18 protein-coding genes and 6 tRNA genes are annotated in these 15,701 nt (G+C 28.5%); 19 read left to right on the top strand and 5 right to left on the bottom strand.

From position 1 onward, the window contains the following. Positions 1-12: 12 nt before the first annotated feature. From rpmI to thrS, 3 genes are all read right to left on the bottom strand, one after another. On the bottom strand, positions 13-210 hold the full coding sequence (gene rpmI, locus ACH5BK_RS04075) for a 50S ribosomal protein L35 (RefSeq protein WP_254576932.1): 198 nt from the start codon (positions 208-210) through the stop codon (positions 13-15). A 135-nt stretch (positions 211-345) separates the two neighbouring features. Next, complete coding sequence (gene infC, locus ACH5BK_RS04070; RefSeq protein WP_404305270.1) at positions 346-879, bottom strand: translation initiation factor IF-3; 534 nt, start codon at positions 877-879, stop codon at positions 346-348. Positions 880-884: 5 nt separating this feature from the next. After that, complete coding sequence (gene thrS / locus ACH5BK_RS04065; RefSeq protein ID WP_404304701.1) at positions 885-2,693, bottom strand: threonine--tRNA ligase; 1,809 nt, start codon at positions 2,691-2,693, stop codon at positions 885-887. 95 nt (positions 2,694-2,788) lie between these two features. On the opposite strand from thrS, the gene ACH5BK_RS04060 reads away from it, so the two are divergent. Next, the gene (locus tag ACH5BK_RS04060) at positions 2,789-3,319 is read left to right on the top strand and encodes a hypothetical protein (RefSeq protein WP_404304699.1); all 531 of its coding nucleotides are present in this window, start codon (positions 2,789-2,791) and stop codon (positions 3,317-3,319) included. Positions 3,320-3,342: 23 nt separating this feature from the next. Here ACH5BK_RS04060 and ACH5BK_RS04055 read toward each other — a convergent pair whose 3' ends face one another. Next, positions 3,343-4,800 (bottom strand): DUF3373 family protein, encoded by a 1,458-nt coding sequence (locus tag ACH5BK_RS04055; RefSeq protein ID WP_404304697.1) that lies wholly within the window; start codon positions 4,798-4,800, stop codon positions 3,343-3,345. Between the two features lie 140 nt (positions 4,801-4,940). Beyond that, on the bottom strand, positions 4,941-5,261 hold the full coding sequence (locus tag ACH5BK_RS04050; RefSeq protein WP_404304695.1) for a cytochrome C: 321 nt from the start codon (positions 5,259-5,261) through the stop codon (positions 4,941-4,943). 85 nt (positions 5,262-5,346) lie between these two features. Between ACH5BK_RS04050 and ACH5BK_RS04045 the strand changes: the two genes are divergently transcribed. From ACH5BK_RS04045 to ACH5BK_RS03960, 18 genes are all read left to right on the top strand, one after another. Continuing rightward, positions 5,347-6,675 carry an NFACT RNA binding domain-containing protein gene (locus ACH5BK_RS04045; protein ID WP_404304694.1) on the top strand — a complete coding sequence of 443 codons (1,329 nt, stop codon included), beginning with the start codon at positions 5,347-5,349 and terminating at the stop codon, positions 6,673-6,675. A gap of 96 nt (positions 6,676-6,771) precedes the next feature. Beyond that, the gene (locus ACH5BK_RS04040; protein WP_404304692.1) at positions 6,772-7,323 is read left to right on the top strand and encodes a hypothetical protein; all 552 of its coding nucleotides are present in this window, start codon (positions 6,772-6,774) and stop codon (positions 7,321-7,323) included. A 107-nt stretch (positions 7,324-7,430) separates the two neighbouring features. Next, complete coding sequence (locus ACH5BK_RS04035) at positions 7,431-8,189, top strand: phosphatidate cytidylyltransferase (RefSeq protein WP_404304690.1); 759 nt, start codon at positions 7,431-7,433, stop codon at positions 8,187-8,189. Continuing rightward, positions 8,186-9,253 carry a 1-deoxy-D-xylulose-5-phosphate reductoisomerase gene (gene dxr / locus ACH5BK_RS04030; RefSeq protein WP_404304688.1) on the top strand — a complete coding sequence of 356 codons (1,068 nt, stop codon included), beginning with the start codon at positions 8,186-8,188 and terminating at the stop codon, positions 9,251-9,253. The genes ACH5BK_RS04035 and dxr overlap by 4 nt, the downstream gene beginning before the upstream one ends. After that, positions 9,243-9,536, top strand: coding sequence for a hypothetical protein (locus ACH5BK_RS04025; protein WP_404304686.1), 294 nt, complete (start codon positions 9,243-9,245; stop codon positions 9,534-9,536). Before dxr ends, ACH5BK_RS04025 begins: the two co-directional genes overlap by 11 nt. A gap of 3 nt (positions 9,537-9,539) precedes the next feature. Next, positions 9,540-9,965 carry a DUF1566 domain-containing protein gene (locus ACH5BK_RS04020; RefSeq protein WP_404304684.1) on the top strand — a complete coding sequence of 142 codons (426 nt, stop codon included), beginning with the start codon at positions 9,540-9,542 and terminating at the stop codon, positions 9,963-9,965. Between the two features lie 12 nt (positions 9,966-9,977). After that, the gene (locus ACH5BK_RS04015) at positions 9,978-10,529 is read left to right on the top strand and encodes an RBBP9/YdeN family alpha/beta hydrolase (RefSeq protein WP_404304683.1); all 552 of its coding nucleotides are present in this window, start codon (positions 9,978-9,980) and stop codon (positions 10,527-10,529) included. Beyond that, entirely contained in the window at positions 10,530-11,543 is a 1,014-nt protein-coding gene (tsaD, locus tag ACH5BK_RS04010) for a tRNA (adenosine(37)-N6)-threonylcarbamoyltransferase complex transferase subunit TsaD (RefSeq protein ID WP_404304681.1), read from the top strand. 1 nt (position 11,544) lies between these two features. Next, on the top strand, positions 11,545-11,874 hold the full coding sequence (locus ACH5BK_RS04005; protein WP_404304679.1) for a translation initiation factor SUI1: 330 nt from the start codon (positions 11,545-11,547) through the stop codon (positions 11,872-11,874). A gap of 9 nt (positions 11,875-11,883) precedes the next feature. After that, positions 11,884-13,272, top strand: a complete 1,389-nt coding sequence (locus tag ACH5BK_RS04000; protein WP_404304677.1) for an NAD(P)H-hydrate dehydratase — start codon at positions 11,884-11,886, stop codon at positions 13,270-13,272. Beyond that, entirely contained in the window at positions 13,269-13,577 is a 309-nt protein-coding gene (cutA, locus tag ACH5BK_RS03995; RefSeq protein ID WP_404304675.1) for a divalent-cation tolerance protein CutA, read from the top strand. The genes ACH5BK_RS04000 and cutA overlap by 4 nt, the downstream gene beginning before the upstream one ends. 39 nt (positions 13,578-13,616) lie before the next feature. Continuing rightward, positions 13,617-14,399, top strand: a complete 783-nt coding sequence (locus ACH5BK_RS03990; RefSeq protein WP_404304673.1) for a thiazole synthase — start codon at positions 13,617-13,619, stop codon at positions 14,397-14,399. 123 nt (positions 14,400-14,522) lie between these two features. Further along, positions 14,523-14,600 (top strand) — tRNA-Pro (locus ACH5BK_RS03985). 16 nt (positions 14,601-14,616) lie between these two features. Continuing rightward, positions 14,617-14,693, top strand: a tRNA-His gene (locus ACH5BK_RS03980). Between the two features lie 13 nt (positions 14,694-14,706). Next, positions 14,707-14,783 (top strand) — tRNA-Arg (locus ACH5BK_RS03975). A gap of 48 nt (positions 14,784-14,831) precedes the next feature. Further along, positions 14,832-14,916: transfer RNA gene (locus ACH5BK_RS03970), tRNA-Leu, on the top strand. A 14-nt stretch (positions 14,917-14,930) separates the two neighbouring features. Then, positions 14,931-15,007, top strand: a tRNA-Gly gene (locus ACH5BK_RS03965). Between the two features lie 62 nt (positions 15,008-15,069). Then, positions 15,070-15,146 (top strand) — tRNA-Arg (locus tag ACH5BK_RS03960). Positions 15,147-15,701: the final 555 nt, after the last annotated feature.

Raw genomic sequence — 15,701 nt, 5'->3', positions numbered from 1 at the left:
TGAAATAAATAATTACGCTTTGTTTAACATTCTTTTAATTCTAGTTGCGTCAACTGCAGCAACTGTTTTAGGACCTCTAAGATTTCTTTTTCTCTTTTGAGTCATTTTAGTTAAGATGTGGCTTCTATAAGCTGATCCTCTTTTGATAGAACCATTTTTTTTCACTTTAAATCTTTTTAAAGCGCCACTGTTAGTTTTCATCTTTGGCATGGAAGAATCCTCCTTTTAAATTTGCATTTTCAAATAAACTGAAAAAGTTCGTGATTTTACTTAAAAATTACTTAAAAAATGTTTAAAGAAGGATTTTTGAGAGCAGAAGAGAGTAGAGTCTCTTCTTTTTTTATATTAGTGTTTATCTTCTTTTTTAGGAAGAACCATCATATTAACAAATCTTCCCTCTTGTTTAGGCTTACCATCTCTTACACCATATTCTTCAAGCATTGGCCATACTCTTTCAAGTACATCAGCTCCAGCTTCTGGATGTGCCATTTCTCTACCTTTTAAGAATACTCTACATTTTACATGGTATCCTTTTTCTAAGAATTCAATAGCGTGCTTAACTTTATAATTGATATCATTTTCTGCAATTTTTACAGAAAATTTTACTTCTTTTACTACGATAACTTTTTGTTTTTTCTTAGCTTCTTTTTTCTTTTTTTCTTGTTGGTATTTAAATTTACCATAATCCATAATCTTCGCAACAGGTGGTTTTGCATCTGCTGAAATAAGAACTAAATCTAGTCCTAAATCATCTGCTGTTGATTGTGCATCTCTTGTAGGGATGATACCATAGTTTGTACCATCATCTCCCATACATCTTACTTCTTTAGCAGTAATGTCCTCATTCATTATTGCTTCATTTTTTTTACCTTTTCTCATACTACTCAAATTCTACTCCCTTTTTTTATTTCATTTAACATTAAGATAAATTCATCTTTAGTCATATTTGACTGCTCTCTTTTTCTTCTATCTCTTAATGCCACAGTTTTATTTTCAACTTCTTCATCTCCAATAACAACAATCATTGGTACTCTTTGTTTTTCTGCCATTCTGATTCTTTTATTTAAAGATTCATTCATATCAAATATTTTTGAATCCATTCCATCTCTTAAAAGCTCTTTTTCTAACTCTTTCGCATACTCTACATGAGTATCTGCAATTGGTACAAAAATTACCTGAGTAGGAGCAATAGCAAATGGGAATTCACCAGCACAGTGTTCAGTTAAAATACCAATAAATCTCTCAAATGAACCTAGAATTGCTCTATGTATCATAACAGGTTGCTCTTTTTCACCTTCTGCATTAATAAATTCAGCATTAAATCTTGACGGTAAGTTCATATCAACTTGTACTGTACCACATTGCCATTTTCTTCCAATTGCATCAAGAATTTTAATATCGATTTTTGGACCATAGAATGCTCCTCCACCTTCATCAATTCCATAAGGTATATTATTTTCATCTAAGGCATCCATAATACCTTTAGTTGTAGTTTCCCAAAAGATGTCATCACCAATTGCTTTTTTTGGTTTAGTTGAAACTTCTATTTCATATTTAAAGTCAAATAGTTTAAGTAAAGTATCTACAAATTCTAAAACTTCAAATATTACATCTTTTATTTGTGCTTGTGTACAAAAAATATGTGCATCATCTTGAGCAAACTCTCTTACTCTAAATAATCCATGCATTGCACCACTCATTTCATGTCTATGAACAACACCATATTCAAATAGTTTCATTGGTAAATCTTTGTATGAAACTAATTTATTTTTAAAAATTTGAATATGACCAACACAGTTCATTGGTTTCATTCCATATTTTTGTTCATCAATAGTAGTATAGTACATATTTTTACCATAGTTAGCATTATGTCCTGAAATATCCCACATAGTAGATTTTAATAATTCAGGACCTCTTACAGGTTCATATCCTCTTACTCTATGAGCTGTGTATAAAATATGTTCTAATTTAGATCTAAGTCTTGCACCATTTGGTAACCATAAAGGTAGCCCAGCACCTACATCATCATTGAATGCAAACAATTCTAATTCTGTTCCAAGTTTTCTATGGTCTCTTTTTTTAGCTTCTTCAAGCATTCTAACGTAGTCATTTAATTCTTTTTTATCAAAGAATGCAATACCATAGATTCTAGTAATCATTTCATTTTCTTCGTCACCACCAAGGTATGCACCAGCAACTCTTGTTAGTTTAAATGCTCTAATCATTCTAGTATTAGGTACGTGAGGCCCTCTACATAAATCTTCAAAGTCACCTTGTTTATATAGGGTTAATGTGTCATCAGTGATATTTTTTAATACAGCTTGTTTTAGTTCATCGTTTGCAAACTTAGTTAGAATTTCTTCTTTTGAAGTTTCATATCTTTCAATAGGTAATTTTCTATTTGCAATTTCTTTCATTTTCTTCTCAATAGTTGGAAGATCTTCATCTGAAATTTTCGATTCAACTTTAAAATCGTAGTAAAAACCTTCTTTAACAACAGGCCCTACGAAAAACTTAGCTTCAGGATATAATTCTTTAATAGCTTGTGCCATCATGTGAGCACATGAGTGTCTAAGAATCTCTAAAGACTCACTAGAGTTATCAGCCTTAATATCCTCTCCCTGAATGTTTAAAGCTTCAGCAGTTTGAAGGTCATATATTTGACCATCTTTTAATACACCAATAGGTTCCAATAAATTCCTTTTTATTATGTTTTTTTATTAAATTTAGCTTATTTTATCGCAAAGCTTCTTAAAGTTAATTAGATATTTCGTAATTTAACAAAGTTTTGTTACAATTAAGTATGATTTTAAACCTATCAAAGATAAAAACAGAAAGCCTATTATTATTTTGTAAAGACTTGATTCTTTCTTATAAAGATAAGGAAGATACTAATAGTTATGGACTAGATAAAGAAGTAGTCGAAAAATTCAATAAAATTAGTGATGATATGCTTACACAAATAAATAGTGTAACTTTATCTTCAAGTTATTATTTAAAAAATGCAAAGCATTATAGAATCAAAGCAATACTAAATGCTTATAACTTTATAAACCAAGAACTTTCAAAACTTTTAAAGCAAAATCAGTCATTTAATCCTTCTATGCTTTATTTTGCTATGTTAGCACTTTGGTTTAAAGAATTAAATAAAGAAGCAAAATCAAAAGAGTATATTTATTTTATTTTATATCCTTATGGAAATGTTTATGATGATTTTATTGTTAATATTAAAAATAATGATTTTAAAAAATTGAATATTGAGATGTTAGAGTTAGCAGAGAAAATTATTTATAAGTTAGATAAAGTTTCCCTATCTTAAAGACTTAAGGAAGAGAAACTTCCTTAAAATCTATATCTTATATTTGCTGTAACATTTTGTGCTTCTTTTACATTATCACCTGTAACTTTAGTAGGTGCGCCTAACTCTCCAAAGAAACCATTACTTCCTGTATAATCATATTTAATATTTGTATATCTCATAGTTAAACTTAAAGCTTTTGTTAATTTTTGATGTCTATATACTTCCCAAGCAGTACCTCTTGCTGCTATTTTACTACCAGCCATTGTATCCTCACCATAAGTCATAGATCTCCAGTATTTACTTCCTTTATTCCATTCAACTCCTATTTTTGCATCATCTGGACTTAAAGGACATGGAGCATTAACTCCTAACCAAATAGAGTGACCTGTTTTAGAGTCATTTGAACCTAACATACTCATACCTTCTTTTGGATGAGTTTTACTCATAGCAAATGAAGCAAAAACAGTTGTATAGTCTAAGATATCGTTGATTCCATTACCAATTCCATCAGTTTTTAACATAATAGTTGCTAAATCTATTTTTCCAAAATCTTCAAATGTAGAACCACCATTTTTCATTCCTATTAAATTCCAAGCTCTTGCATAATTTGTATGAATAGAGTATTGACCATCATCATAAGGTACATAAATTAATCCTGCCATATCAATATTTTCACTACTTGAATCTTTTGTATACGCTGGTTTTCCATCCATTGAAAATCTTAGCCTTGCATTTGTTAAACCTCTACCCATACAAACTTTAGCCCAAGAACCTGTCATTCCTGTAAGTTTATCTATATTAAATCTAGCACTTGCTCCATCAAACTCTACATTTACAGTATGAGCTAAGGCTGATTTTCTTTTCTGATCCGCTCTATAGTTTATTCCTAAACCATCAGTTGATGGACGTCTACCAATACTTGCTGTCCATGAAATATCTTCATTTCCTAAAAATGAATCATTTGAGTATAACCAGTAGGCTTCTTTTACTTTTAGTTCATTATCATTTGTAGCACTTTCATTTGTAATCCAATCAAAATTTGCATTGTTATTTACATTTGAAGAATTATCACCATAAAGTTTATTGTATGAAAGCATTCCATAAAATAGTGAGTTTTCATCTGCTTTAAACTTCATACCTAAATTTAATCTATTAGACATAACAGCTTCATTTTTAAGTTTTTTCCCATTTGCTAGTTTATAGTTTAGATTATCAACTTGTGTTCTAAAATCAACATTCCATTTTATATTATCACCAGCGTCATGAGCTTTTACTTTTTGTATTTTTTTAGAATTGCTTTTTAATTTTTTTTCTATTTTAACAATTCTTTTTTCATCTAATTTTGGAGCTTTATTCTGTTTTTGCATTTGTTTTTCTAAAGCTTCAATTTTAGCTTTTAAGAGTTGTATTTGTTTAAACATCTCTTTATTTATATCATTTGCAAAAGAAGTAGTTGTAAGTGCTGTTATAGTAGCAAAACTTAATAATACTTTTTTCATATTAAAATCCTTGATTTATATTTTCCGTATTATAAGTTTTATTAATTTAATTTATAGTTAAACTATTAGTTTAAATTATATTAAATTTGAAATAAAAAAAGCTTGGTTTTTTTCCCAAGCTTTTAAAAAGTATTTTTAGCTTAACAAGAAGGAACATTTCCTGAATCATTTGCATACTCATAAGAGAATTCAAAAATATGCTCAACCCAGCTATCTTTAATATCTGATTCTTTTACATTTGGACAAATTTTCACAAACTCTTTTTTAAAATTTCCATTATCCATAATCTCTTGCCATTCATCTTGTGAGTGTTTTGCAGCAAATTTTGCTCCATTCATTCCGCAAGAATTTTTAAATTTTTTGATAAATAGTTTTTGTCCTTTTACAGAACTTGCACTTAATGTTGTAGTAGATACACCTAATACTAAAGTAGCAGCTAAAAGTAACTTTAATAACTTCATATTATACTCCTAATAATTGTTTGGGTACAATTATAGCAAATACAGATAAATATTATCTTAGAAATATTAGAAAAGCGAATACTATATGAAACATTTTTTATTAAAACAAATAACTGAATACTTAGCCAGTAATTCCCAAAAAATAAGGCTTTGTAAGAGAATAGACAATAATACTATTATAATAGAATTTAATAATACAAATATATTATATTTTGATATGACAAAAGGAAATAGTATAGTTTTTAAATCAAAAGAGCTTTTAAAATCTAAAAAAGATTTTAATGCTCCTTTTGATGTTGTTCTTCAAAAAAGACTTAATAACTCTAAAATTGAAGATATTTGTCTTTATCAAAATGACAAAGTGATAAATATAAAAGTAAATTCATCCTCTTCTTATAAAAAGTTAACAACAATTTTACAGCTTGAATTTACAGGTAAACATACAAATATAATTTTATTAGATGAAAATAGAGTTGTTTTAGAAGCATTAAGGCATATTGATGAGTTTTCCTCTAGTAGAATTGTAAAGGTTGGGCATAAATTAGATGAGATACCTAAACAAAATTTTATTCCGAAAATTGATAAGGTAAAAAATATTGAAGAATATTTATACGATGTTTTTTTAAAAAAAGAAGAGAAAAACTTAGAAAATTTAAAAAAACAAAAAATAAGCCAAATTGATAAAAAAATAAAAAAATTAGAGAAAACAATAAATGCCTTACCCAAAAAAGAAGAGTTAGAAAGTCAAGCACTTAACTTATATGAAAAAGCTAATCTAATTTTAGGAAATATACATAATATTAAGCCATATCAAAAAATCTTAAAAACTTACGATTATGAAGGGAAAGAAGTTGAGATTGATTTAGAAGAAAATGCTTCTGCTTCTAAATATTCTAATGATTTATTCAAAAAAGCAAAAAGAGCTAAACAAAAAGCAGAAAATATATCTCTTGAAAAAGATAACTTAGATGAAAAATTAGCTTTTTTATATAGAATGAAACAAAATATACAAAATGCAAAATCAATGCAAGAGTGTGAGTTCTTATACCCTAAAAAAGAAAGAAATCAAGCAAAAGTGAAAAAAGCACAGCCTTATGAAAGCTTCTTTTTTGAAGGATATAAAATTATGTTAGGAACTAGTGAAAGAGAGAATATCTATCTTCTTAAAAATTCAAAAGCAAGTGATTTTTGGTTTCATTTAAAAGATAGAACATCAGCACATGTAATAGTACAAAATTCAAAGAAAACAATTCCCGATTCTGTAATAAAGCAAGCAGCAACACTTTGTGCTAAATTTTCTATGGATAGTTCAGGTACTTATGAAGTAGATTATACACAAAGAAGAAATGTAAAAATACAATCAGGATCAAATGTTTTATATAACCCATACACAACGATAGTAATAAAAATTTAAAATTTTAAATAAAATATTATAAATTTATTAAATTATATTTTATTTTAAGTAGCAAAATATTATGATTAGAAAAATTATTTATTTAAAAGGAAAAGAATGAAAGCTAAAAATTCAATAGCTATAGCTGCTTTTACAGCATTATTATTTACTGGTTGTGGTATTAAAACATCTGACTATTCTGTATCTGCAGAAAATGTGCAAACATTAAAAAGTTATAAAAATATAAAATTAGGAATAAAGTCATTTACTGCAGAAACAGAAAATGAAAGTACTGTATTGTGTAGAGCTGCTGAAACTATTGAAACGCCTAATGATGAGGCATTTGAAAAATATATTGAAAATGCTTTAAGAGATGAGTTAATAATAGCTGGTATTTATGATAAAAATGCTGATATTAAATTAAGTGGGCATCTTAAAAAAATTTATGCAAGTTCTATGATTGGTAATGCATATTGGTCTTTTGATATAAAAGTTTCTTCTTCAAATGGAAAAAGTTTTGATATAGAAAGTAAAAATGAATATGGTTCAGCATTTCTAGCATATACAGCTTGTAATAATATGGGAAGTTCATTCGCTCCATCTGTTAAAAAATTAATAAAAGATATTATTAATCATCCTAGATTTAATGAACTAATTTCTTCAAAATAATTTATGAAAAGGAAATTTTTTTCCTTTTCATTTAATTTTTTAAAAATTTAATCAAAAGCCAAACTTTAGTATAATCTTCTAATTTTAACAAACACAAGGTTTACTTTATGGCTAATATTATAAAAGATAGTTCTACTAGAATTAAAACAGGTTTAGTTCTAATTATTGCAATGGTAATAATTGGATATATTGATTCATTTTTCTTAATGTGGCTTCTATTTGGTACAATGCTTATGATTTCAATTAGTGAGTCAAAAAAACTATTTCAACTAAAAGGTGATAGTATTTATGTATATACTGCACTTTTATGGTTTGCTGCTTATTTTCATCCAAATCCAGAAGATTTAATTTTTATTGTCGCAATTGGATATGCTTCTCAATTAGCATATAAAAAATCACTTGATAAAAAAATGTTTTTACCATTACTTTATCCAACAGCTTCATTTTTATTTTTATTATCACTTTATGCAGAGTATGGAGTTATGACTCTTTTATGGTTATTAGTAGTTGTAGCAGGTGCTGATACAGGTGCTTATTTTGTAGGAAAAAGTATTGGAAAAACTAAATTTAGTGAAACTAGTCCCAATAAAACATTAGAAGGTGTAATAGGTGGAGTTATAACAGCAGGGATTTTAGGTACAATTTTTGCTCATGAAAATTTAAGTATAATAATGGCGATCACAATATCTATCATAGTAGCTTTTGCATCTGTATTTGGAGATTTATTTGAATCTTATTTAAAAAGAGAAGCAGGAGTAAAAGATAGTGGAAATATTTTACCTGGACATGGAGGTATTTTAGATAGAACAGATGGCTATCTTTTTGGTGCAATTGTTATGTTAGTTCTTCTTAGGGTTGTAATGTGATTGTATTAGGAAGTACAGGTTCTATTGGTGTAAATACTTTAAATATTGCTAGAAAATTTCACTTAGATATTGAAGTTTTAGTAGCAGGTAAAAATATTGGAATATTAAATAAACAAATAGAAGAGTTTAAACCTAAAAAAGTAGTTATAGCTTCAAAAGAGGATTTTCACAAAGTAAACCATGAAAATGTATCTTTTGGAGAAGAAGCAATTTTAGAAGCAATAGAAACTAGTAATTCTAAAATTGTAGTAAATGCTCTTGTTGGCTTTCTTGGATTAAAACCAACTTTAAAAGCTATACAATGTGGTAAAAAAGTTGCCTTAGCAAATAAAGAGTCTTTAGTAGTTGCTGGAAAATTTATAGATAAAAGTGCTTTAAGTCCAATAGATAGTGAACATTTTGGACTTTGGTATTTACTTCAAGATAAAAAAATTGATTCTATGTTAGTTACTGCAAGTGGAGGGTCTTTTAGAGATTATCCTTTAGAATCATTAGCAAATGTATCAATAAAAGAAGCCTTAAATCATCCAAACTGGTCTATGGGTAATAAAATTACAATAGATAGTGCAACAATGACAAATAAAATATTTGAATTAATGGAAGCTGCTTGGTTATTTGATATTAGAAAATTAGACGCAATAATTGAACCAAAATCACTTATTCATGCTTTAGTAAACTTTAAAGATGGAAGTACAACAGCTCATATTGCAAATGCTTCTATGCAACTTCCTATTGCTTATGCAATTTTAGGAAAATGCGATGAAGAAATATTAAAACCTGTAGATTTATTAGAAGTAGCCTCTTTAGAGTTTAGAAAAATAGAAAAGTCACGTTATCCTATTTGGGAAATAAAAGATGAGATATTAAATAATCTTGATTTAGGTGTTGTTTTAAATGCAGCAAATGAAGTTGCAGTATCTAAATTTTTAAACAATGAAATAGGCTTTTTAGATGTATCTAAAATTAGTTTAAATGCATTAAATAAGTTTAATAATGTAAAAGCACAAACAATAGAAGATATATTTGAGATAGATAAGGAAGTGAGAACATATTATGGGTCTTGATATGTTAATTCCTTTTTCAATTTTACTAGTTTTAGTTATTTATTTAATCTACACAAGAAGTAAATTTGAAAAAGATATAGTACAATTATATGAGAAGAAGTTTGAAGAATGGAAAAATAACTCATCTTTAGACACAAAAAAAGATTCAAATAATGAATCACCAAAACTTTTAGCAGGTTTAGTTTATAAACAAGGGTATAAGCTAAAAATTGAGCTTCTTGATGAAAGTGTAAAAGACAATCTTGAAAAAGGGAAGTTTAAAATAGATAACTTAAAAGGATAAGTTATGAAATACATAGTTTTTATGGTTTTAATTTGTACGTTATTACAAGCTCAAACTTTCAGAAAAAATAGTTTAAAGGTGGTAATTGATACAAATACCAATTTAATGTGGATAGATACTATTGATGTTCTTAAAATAAAAAAAGAGCATGAAAAAGCAATTGAATATTGTGAAAAATTAGTTTTTGCAGGATATTCAAACTGGCGAATTCCAACTATAGATGAATTTAAAACTATAGTAAATAAAAAAAATCATAAAAACTATATAAATTATGCTTTTAAATATAATGTACCAGATGGTTACTGGGCTTTTAAAGCTCATTGGCGAACTTTATGGTTTTATGCTGATTATATGCATTTTATAAGTGGTACACCATATTATGACAGTAGACATAAAAAGAAATATGTTAGATGTGTTAGAAGTATTTAAATAGGAGAATGAATGCAGAAAATTTTAATATTACATGGTTTAGGAGGTAGTGATTATCCCCATTGGCAGGCTGTATTAGCAGGAGATTTAATAAAACAAAATTACACAGTATCATTTCCTTCTTTTCCTAAAAGAGATAATCCTCAATTAAAAGAATGGAAAGAGTTTTTAAAAAAAGAGATTGAACATTTTAAACCAGATACTATTATATGTCATTCTTTAGCAAATGTATTATGGTTTCAAACTTGTGATGAATTAGATATTAGTTTAGAAAAACTAATGTTAGTTGCGCCTGTTTCAAGAACAAGAGTAGTTGAAGCAGCAAAAACATTTTATCCATATACACCGCCAAAAGATTTAAAAGCAAAAGAAGTTATTATGTTAGCCTCAACAAATGATCCTTATATGACAGAAGAAGAAGCAATGCTTTTAAAAGAAGATTTAAATGTAGAAATTAACATTATGCAAAATGCAGGACATATAAATGCCGAATCGGGATTTGGTAGTCATGATTTTGCACTTGATTGGTTAACAAAAGATAAAAATGAAAAGGGTTACTTGTAAATGTCAAAAGAGTTAATCTTAAGTATAGAATCAAGTTGTGATGACAGCTCAATTGCCATTACAGATATAAATAGCCTAGAATTAGTTTATCACAAAAAAATATCCCAAGAATTACAACATAGCATGTATGGAGGAGTAGTTCCTGAACTTGCAGCAAGACTTCATGTGGAAGCTCTACCAAAAATATTAGAAGAGTGTAAAGAGTTTTTTCCTTTACTAAAAGCAATTGCAGTTACAAATGCTCCTGGTTTATCTGTAACACTTATGGAGGGAGTTACTATGGCCAAAGCTTTAAGTATTAGTTTAAATCTTCCTTTAATTGCAGTAAACCATCTAAAGGGTCATATATATTCACTATTTATAGAAAAAAAAGAAGTTCTTCCTATGACTATACTTTTAGTATCAGGAGGACATACTCAAATAATAGAAGCAAAATCTTTAAGTGATATGAATATCATTGCTTCAACAATTGATGATAGTTTTGGTGAGAGCTTTGATAAAGTAGCAAAGATGATGGGCTTGGGCTATCCTGGTGGACCTATAGTTCAAGAGTATGGACTAAAAGGTGATGAAAATAGATTTGATTTTCCAGTACCATTAAGACAAAGTCCAAATATACAGTTTAGTTATAGTGGTTTGAAAAATGCAGTAAGAATGCAAATAGAAAAGTTAGAAAACCAAGAAGATGGTATAACTGAACAAGACAAATATGATGTGTGTGCCTCTTTTCAAAAAACAGCAGTTGCTCATATAATGCAAAAACTAAAGAAACAATTTAAAAAAATAGTTCCAAAAGATTTTTCAATAGTAGGTGGAGCTAGTGCAAATATACATTTAAGAACTCAAATAGAAGAACTATGTAAAAAGCATAAAACAAATTTACATTTAAGTGAACTGAAATACTGTTCTGATAATGCAGCTATGATTGGAAGAGTTGCTGTTGAACAATATAAACAAAATGATTTCACAGATGTAAATAAAATAGATGTGCAAACTAGATTAAAAGGAATGTAAAATGATTTTTGAAATGGGTGCAAAATTAGAAGGTGATAGTTTTGATACTTCTAAAAATGATAAGAAAAATAAAAAGAAATCAAATAATGAAATTATTCCAAAAAATCAACATCAGTTAGTATTTACTTATGAAAAAAGAAAAGGTAAACCTGTAACATTAGTAGGAAGATTTTATTTAGATGAAAAAGAGAAAAAAGAAGTTCTTAAACTTTTAAAGAAAAAGCTTGCTTGTGGTGGAGCTATAAAAGAAGAATGGATAGAATTACAAGGTGATGTAAAAGAGAAAGTAAAAGTAGTATTACAAGCAAATGATTGGAAGTTTAAAAAATAAGGAATAACTATGAAGAGAATATTTGATGAGGTAAACTCTTTAGATAAAAGATGTTATGAAAAGTTTGCATTAACAGAAGATATCTTGATGGAGCATGCAGCTTCTTCAATGGCTTCATATATTCAAAAAAATCATAAAGATAAAAAATCTATTTTGATTGTTTGTGGTTCAGGAAACAATGGTGCAGATGGAATGGCCTTAGCAAGACTTCTATATAAAGCTTATGAAGTTTCTTTATATTTTTATACTGACCTAAAATCTCCAATGGCAAAACTTCAGTTCCAAAGAGCAAAAGCTTTAAATATAAATATCATAGAAACTTTATATGAAGCTGATATTATTGTTGATTGTATCTTTGGTAGTGGATTAAATAAACCTTTAAAAAATGATGCAATAAGTTTAATAAATAAATTAAATGACATTAATGCTTTTAAAATTGCTTGTGATATTCCTAGTGGGATAAATAATAAAGGACAAATAATAGATGTTGCTTATGAAGCAGACATTACTATTACAATGGGAGCTTTAAAAACATCTTTATATACAGATTCAGCAAAAGAGTTTGTAGGTGATATTAAAGTAGCTAATTTGGGAGTACAAAGAGAAGTATATGAAGGTAATAGCAATAAGTATCTTTTAGAAAAAGAGGATATGATACTTCCAAAAAGATCTAAAAAACAAAATTCTCATAAAGGTACTTATGGTCATTTAAATGTAATTGCAGGTTGTAAAAAAGGTGCAGGAGTAATAGCAGCAAAAGCAGCTTTTGGTTTTGGTGCTGGATTAGTAAGTGTTGTATGTCATGAAGAGTTAGATTTACCTTATCATATAATGCAAACACACTTTCTAAGTCAAAACTGTACAGCAATAGCAATTGGTATGGGACTTGGTAAGTATGATAAAAAAGAAATTAAAGAAATTTTAAATAATGACCTTCCTATGATAATCGATGCTGATTTATTCTATGAAGAAATTATTTTAGATATATTGGATAAAGATATAGTATTAACTCCTCATCCAAAAGAGTTTTGTGCATTATTAAAATTATGTAAAATTGCTGATATTTCAATTATTGAATTACAAGAGAATAGATTTTTTTATGTAGAGTTATTTAGCAAAAAGTATCCAAATATTACTTTATTACTTAAAGGTGCAAATGTGTTAATCTCAAAGAATAAAGAAATCTTTGTTAATCCATACGGAAGTTCTGTTTTGAGTAAAGGTGGCAGTGGAGATGTATTAAGTGGATTAATAGCATCCCTATTAGCACAAGGGTATAAGAGTATAGAATCTACAATAAGTGCAAGTTTGGCACATACATTTGCAGCAAAAGCTTATAAAAAAAATGATTACTCTTTAATCCCATCAGATTTAATTGAAGAGGTAAAAAAATTATGAATGCAGTAATTATTCAAACAACATGTGCTTCACAAGTTGAAGCAAAAAATTTAGCAAAAGTTCTAGTTCAAGAAAAGCTTGCTGCTTGTGTACAATTACATGAAGTAGAATCAGTATATGCGTGGGAAGATGAGTTATGTTGTGATTTTGAAACAATACTTAATATAAAAACAAGAAAAGAAAATTTTGAAAAAGTTAAAAGCAAAATTAAAGAATTACATAGCTATGATGTCCCGGAAATTATCCAAATAGATATAACGAATTCAAGCAAAAAATATACAAAATTTATAAGTGATTGTTGTTAAATAATCACACTATATAATGCATTATAAAAGGAAAACTATATGAACAATGATATTTTAAAAGTTGGTGAATATGAATTTAATAGTAGACTAATTGTTGGTTCAGGTAAGTATGATTCTTTTCAAACAACAAAAGATGCTACATTAGCATCAGGAAGTGAATTAATTACAGTTGCAATTAGAAGAGTAAATATTACAAATCCAAATGAAGAAAATTTATTAGATTACTTTAAAGACACGAATGTAAAACTACTTCCTAACTCAGCTGGATGTTTTACAGCAGAAGAAGCAATCACTACTTTTAGATTAATGAGAGAAGCAACAGGAATTGATATTATTAAATTAGAAGTTATTGGTGATGCAGCAAAAACACTTTATCCAGATGTAATAGAAACTATTAAAGCTTGTGAAGTATTGAAAAAAGAAGGTTTTACAATTATGGCTTATACTTCTGATGATCCAATTGTTGCAAAACAATTAGAATCAGCAGGGGCTGATGCAATTATGCCATTAGCTGCACCTATTGGTTCAGGACTAGGAATTCAAAACCCATACAACATTGCATTTATTAAAGATGCAGTAAAAGTTCCAGTATTAGTAGATGCAGGACTTGGTTGTGCAAGTGATGCTTCTTATGCAATGGAATTAGGAGCAGATGGAATTTTAGCAAATACAGCAATAGCTCAAGCACAAAACCCAATGGCAATGGCAGAAGCATTTAAATATGCTACAATTGCAGGTAGATTATCTTATAAAGCAGGAAGAATTCCTAAAAAACCTTATGCAACAGCAAGTTCTCCAATAGACGGATTAATCCAGTTTTAGGGCTTTTAAGAAGAAAAAATGAAAATTTTTCATTTTTCTTCTAAAAACACTTGACAAAGTAAAAAAAATATATTATAATTCCGTCCACTTTTTGAGAGAAACATCTTAAAAAGAGTTAAGTGTCGGGGCGTAGCGCAGTCTGGTTAGCGCACCTGGTTTGGGACCAGGGGGCCGGAGGTTCGAATCCTCTCGCCCCGACCATTTTAAAATTCATGTGGTAGGTATAGCTCAGTTGGTTAGAGCATCTGGTTGTGGTTCAGAGGGTCGTGGGTTCGAATCCCATTACTTACCCCATTTTTATATTATTGCCTCCTTAGCTCAGCTGGATAGAGCAACGCCCTTCTAAGGCGTAGGTCAGACGTTCGAATCGTCTAGGGGGTACCACTAGTTTACAAAGGTAAACTATTTTTAGTTTTTTTGTGAAAAAACATTGCGGATGTGGTGAAATTGGTAGACACGCCAGACTTAGGATCTGGTGCCTCACGGTGTGGAGGTTCGAGTCCTCTCATCCGCACCACTTTTTATTTTATTGCGGGAGTAGCTCAGTTGGCTAGAGCCTCTGCCTTCCAAGCAGATTGTCGCGAGTTCGAGTCTCGTCTCCCGCTCCATAAAAGCCTTAAATAAATTGTTTTTTAACTTTTTATTTAAGGCTTTTTATCTTTATATTATTGCCTCCTTAGCTCAGCTGGATAGAGCAACGCCCTTCTAAGGCGTAGGTCAGACGTTCGAATCGTCTAGGGGGTACCATTTAAAATAAGCTTTTATCTAAAAGAACTTAAGTTCTTCTAGCTAAAAGCTTTTTTTTTGCCAAAAAATTATCTCCACTAAATACTAATATAAATCAAAAGACCTAAAAAAACTAAATAGTTACTAAGATAGAAATCATATAAATATAAAAACTTGATATTATATTTAATAAATGAAAATACTATCTTATTAAATATAATGAAATTCCTTTAATCTATAAAATTAATATTGTTTACTTATTATATAAAAGAGAAAATAAACTAATAGATAATTGCACATTAGTATTAATTGATCAAAATATGAATAAGAGAAAAATAGAAATACAAAATAAGACATCATATATAAAGATAAGAGAAACAGAAACCCAATAAAAGCATAGTAAAAAGCAGAAAAAAAGACAAAAAGATTACAAATTGAGCAATTTAAGCTAATATTTAGGAAAACTTCTTGACAAAGGGGAGAAATTTGTCTATAATTCCCGTCCAATTTCAGAGGAACGACAAAAAGTTCTAAAGAGATTAAGATCTTTAAAAACGAAGGTTAATAAGAAGTAAT

The organism is Arcobacter sp. YIC-80 (genome assembly GCF_044841725.1).
Classification (GTDB): Bacteria; Campylobacterota; Campylobacteria; order Campylobacterales; family Arcobacteraceae; genus Arcobacter_B.
The sequence above is the reverse complement of the archived record's forward strand: the minus strand, read 5'-3'. Positions and strand labels throughout refer to the sequence as shown.

Excerpts from the sequence above, each read along its gene's own strand:
- tsaD (WP_404304681.1), top strand. The coding sequence starts at position 10,530 with ATGTCAAAAGAGTTAATCTTAAGTATAGAATCAAGTTGTGATGACAGC.
- ACH5BK_RS03990 (WP_404304673.1), top strand. The coding sequence starts at position 13,617 with ATGAACAATGATATTTTAAAAGTTGGTGAATATGAATTTAATAGTAGA.
- ACH5BK_RS04035 (WP_404304690.1), top strand. The coding sequence starts at position 7,431 with ATGGCTAATATTATAAAAGATAGTTCTACTAGAATTAAAACAGGTTTA.
- ACH5BK_RS04020 (WP_404304684.1), top strand. The coding sequence starts at position 9,540 with ATGAAATACATAGTTTTTATGGTTTTAATTTGTACGTTATTACAAGCT.
- ACH5BK_RS04055 (WP_404304697.1), bottom strand. The coding sequence starts at position 4,800 with ATGAAAAAAGTATTATTAAGTTTTGCTACTATAACAGCACTTACAACT.
- ACH5BK_RS04000 (WP_404304677.1), top strand. The coding sequence starts at position 11,884 with ATGAAGAGAATATTTGATGAGGTAAACTCTTTAGATAAAAGATGTTAT.
- rpmI (WP_254576932.1), bottom strand. The coding sequence starts at position 210 with ATGCCAAAGATGAAAACTAACAGTGGCGCTTTAAAAAGATTTAAAGTG.
- ACH5BK_RS04050 (WP_404304695.1), bottom strand. The coding sequence starts at position 5,261 with ATGAAGTTATTAAAGTTACTTTTAGCTGCTACTTTAGTATTAGGTGTA.
- ACH5BK_RS04040 (WP_404304692.1), top strand. The coding sequence starts at position 6,772 with ATGAAAGCTAAAAATTCAATAGCTATAGCTGCTTTTACAGCATTATTA.
- cutA (WP_404304675.1), top strand. The coding sequence starts at position 13,269 with ATGAATGCAGTAATTATTCAAACAACATGTGCTTCACAAGTTGAAGCA.
- ACH5BK_RS04045 (WP_404304694.1), top strand. The coding sequence starts at position 5,347 with ATGAAACATTTTTTATTAAAACAAATAACTGAATACTTAGCCAGTAAT.
- ACH5BK_RS04025 (WP_404304686.1), top strand. The coding sequence starts at position 9,243 with ATGGGTCTTGATATGTTAATTCCTTTTTCAATTTTACTAGTTTTAGTT.
- ACH5BK_RS04015 (WP_404304683.1), top strand. The coding sequence starts at position 9,978 with ATGCAGAAAATTTTAATATTACATGGTTTAGGAGGTAGTGATTATCCC.
- ACH5BK_RS04005 (WP_404304679.1), top strand. The coding sequence starts at position 11,545 with ATGATTTTTGAAATGGGTGCAAAATTAGAAGGTGATAGTTTTGATACT.
- infC (WP_404305270.1), bottom strand. The coding sequence starts at position 879 with ATGAGAAAAGGTAAAAAAAATGAAGCAATAATGAATGAGGACATTACT.